Raw genomic sequence first — 2,890 nt, forward strand, 5'->3', positions numbered from 1 at the left:
TCGCCACCGACGAGCGTCCTTCAAAGGAACCGGAGGACTTGATCACCTGCACCCATGCCTCTTGCACCGCCTCTTCGGCCACCGCCGACGAATTCACCATGGTGCGCGCAAAATTCACCATGGGTCGGTGAAAGTCGCGCACCAGATCGGCCAGCGGAATACCGCCGACCGAATGCTCGGAGTCCGACTCGGCGGCCGGGCAGGCCCCCGCGGTCATCGCCGACCTGGGAGGCCGCTCAACTGCAGCTTTCCAGCTCCCACCGGAGCTGGGCTTCGGAAGGCGACTGGACAGGAATGAACGCCGCTTCCCGGAAGCGGCGACTAGCCGGTGTCTTGCTCGCGTACCCTTTGCCGCCTGCGGTACGAATCTCCAACGCCGCGCTGGCGCTGGCGAGTTCGGCCGCGTGAAGGCGCAGCGACAACAACTCCTTCTTGCTGGGCGGCTGCGCACTTCCGACCGCGCCAACCAAGCGGGTCAGTTCCGCTTCAGCCACGTCGAGGTTCTCGGTGACCAGATCCACTTCGTCAGCGAAAACGGAATTGACGCCTGTCACACCGCTTTTGGCTTGAGTCACCGCTGTCTTGGCCAGACCGAGACACATCGCCGATTGCAGCACAAGGAAAGTGGGGCGTACCCCACTGAGAAACGTTGCGAAGTCCCGCGACAGAACCTGCTCGTCCGGTACGAACACGTCCTTGAGTTCCAGATAGGACGACGCCGTGCTATCCATCGCCAACAACTTGAAATGGTCACCGAGGGTGACGCCCGGCGTGTTCAGCGGTACGGCGACGATCAGTCGGTCGCCGGCGTCGGTTCGTGCGGCGGTGATCATCAGCGAGTCCTCGTAGAGGTTGCTGGCCCAACGAAGGGAACCGCTCACCCGATAGCCGCCCGCGACGGTGGCAGCACTCAATTCCAAGCTTCCGCACCCGGCCGCTTCTTTGAATGCGGCAGCCATGCCGGTCACCCCCAGCACCGTGCCTGCCCGCAACGGCGCAACCGCATCGTTGCTGAACGGTGTTGCGGCAAAGAGCAAGTATTCGACCGCCATTCGATTGGCCCATACCGAAAACCCCGTGCTCATGCACTCACCGGAGATGCGGCGAATCACCTCTGCCATTTGGTGCAGCTTGCCGTCGCTGTTGTTCGGTGCGCCTAAACCCAGCACACCGGCGGCACCCAGACTGGCGAAGCTGCGCCGAGAGCTGTCCTCGCCGCGGTCCAACGCGCCGGCGTGGGCGCGGATGTCGGCCAGTAAATCCGGATCGAGGACTTCCGATTCGGCGTCGATCGTCGCGGTCACGGTGAGCCCTCCTGTTCAGTGTGCTTCCATCGGTAGTCGAGGAACTTGCCGTCGAAAGTGACGATCACCCGGTCCCCGTCTGGATCGGGGCGACGTTCGACGTCCATGCGGAAGTTGATGGCACTCATGATTCCGTCGCCGAATTCTTCGTTGATCAGTTCCTTGAGCGCCGGCCCGTAGACCGACAGTGCCTCGTGGAACCGGTAGATCGTCGGGTCCGCCGCGACCGCCTCGTCGGTGCCCCGATAGGGCACCAGTTGCAGGGCTGCGACGGCGTCGTCGTCGAGGTCCAGCAGGTTGCCCACGGTCGCGGCTTCTTCGGCGGAAAGGGCATGCTGGCCCAGCAGCGCCGCGACGGTCCACACCCGGTCTTTGCCGATCGCCTCGGCGATTTTGGTCCAGCTGAGCCCCTTCTTCGCCCGGGCGAAGCGGATGGTTTCGGCAAGTTGCGCCTTCGACGAGTTGTAACTCATGCCGTCTGCGCCTAACCGATAGATAAGGTGGAGTCGACGCTTGCCGGGCGGCGGAACGTGTTGACCACGGGAGACCACTCGATGGCGTTGTCGTGAATTTCTTTGAGCGTGGCCTCGTCGGCGTCGCCGTCCAGCGTCACCTTGCAGCGCACGGCGGTGAACCCCAGTACTTTGCCGTCCGGTGTGTCACCAACGCCCCACACGGCGGAGATGTCGATATCGCCCTCCATCTCGACCTCGATCTTGGTCAACGTCACGCCGCGGTGAGTGGCGTTGGCCAGAAGTCCCACCGAGATGCAGGAACCCAGTGCGGCCAGGCAGGTCTCGGACGGGTTGGGCGCGGAGTCGTCACCGAGCAGCGCGGGCGGCTCACCCACCAGCATCGGCGCCAAGTCGCGCACATAGGTCATGTTGCGGAAGCCGGATTCACACACCGTCTTGGCTTTCAGAGTCTTCTTACCGGTGGTGGGATCCGCTTTGGCGTTACAGGACAGCCGGTCGAGGCCCTCAGCATCGATCACAAGCGCGTCGGTCATGAGCTTCCTCCGATGGTTTTGGCGAATGATTGGGTGGTCACGGCTTAGTGTTCATCCCGGACGCCAACGTGACGGTGACGTATGCCACATCTTCGACCGGCTCGATCTCTACTGCCAACCGGGAGCTATGCGGCCGGCTGGGTTACGAAGTCGATCAGTTCTTCGACCCTGCCGATCAACGCCGGTTCCAGGTCGTTCCAGTCGCGGACCTTCGACCGGATTCGCCGCCAGGCCGCGGCGATGTCTGCCTGGTCGGTGTGCGGCCAGCCGAGGGCGTCACACACGCCGTGCTTCCAGTCGATGTGACGCGGCACGATCGGCCAGGCGGTAAGCCCCAGTCGCCCAGGCTTGACCGCCTGCCAGATGTCGACGTACGGGTGGCCCACCACCAGCGTGTTGGGGCCGCCCGGCCCGTGAGCGACGGCGTCGGCGATGCGGGCCTCCTTGGAACCGGGCACCAGGTGGTCAACCAGCACACCCAATCGCGCTCGCGGGCTGGGAGCGAATTCCGCCACGATGTCGACCAAGTCGTCGACTCCACCCAGATGCTCCACCACGACGCCCTCGACGCGCAGGT

General features: G+C 64.0%; 5 protein-coding genes. All 5 read right to left on the bottom strand.

The features are described from left to right. On the bottom strand, nucleotides 1-217 hold a 217-nt coding region (locus A9W95_RS00660; protein ID WP_305799953.1), incomplete at its 3' end, for an RNA polymerase sigma factor. A gap of 19 nt (nucleotides 218-236) precedes the next feature. After that, nucleotides 237-1,304: an acyl-CoA dehydrogenase family protein gene (locus tag A9W95_RS00665; protein WP_067408719.1), complete on the bottom strand. Its 1,068-nt coding sequence runs from the start codon at nucleotides 1,302-1,304 to the stop codon at nucleotides 237-239. Then, nucleotides 1,301-1,777 carry a cyanase gene (cynS, locus tag A9W95_RS00670; RefSeq protein ID WP_067408721.1) on the bottom strand — a complete coding sequence of 159 codons (477 nt, stop codon included), beginning with the start codon at nucleotides 1,775-1,777 and terminating at the stop codon, nucleotides 1,301-1,303. Before cynS ends, A9W95_RS00665 begins: the two co-directional genes overlap by 4 nt. 11 nt (nucleotides 1,778-1,788) lie before the next feature. Next, nucleotides 1,789-2,313, bottom strand: coding sequence for an OsmC family protein (locus tag A9W95_RS00675; protein WP_067408723.1), 525 nt, complete (start codon nucleotides 2,311-2,313; stop codon nucleotides 1,789-1,791). 125 nt (nucleotides 2,314-2,438) lie between these two features. Continuing rightward, nucleotides 2,439-2,890: DUF3097 family protein (locus A9W95_RS00680; RefSeq protein ID WP_082982829.1), on the bottom strand; the 452-nt coding region annotated here is incomplete at its 5' end.

It is taken from the genome of Mycobacterium sp. 1423905.2, from assembly GCF_001673155.1.
In the GTDB taxonomy this organism is placed as follows: domain Bacteria; phylum Actinomycetota; class Actinomycetes; order Mycobacteriales; family Mycobacteriaceae; genus Mycobacterium.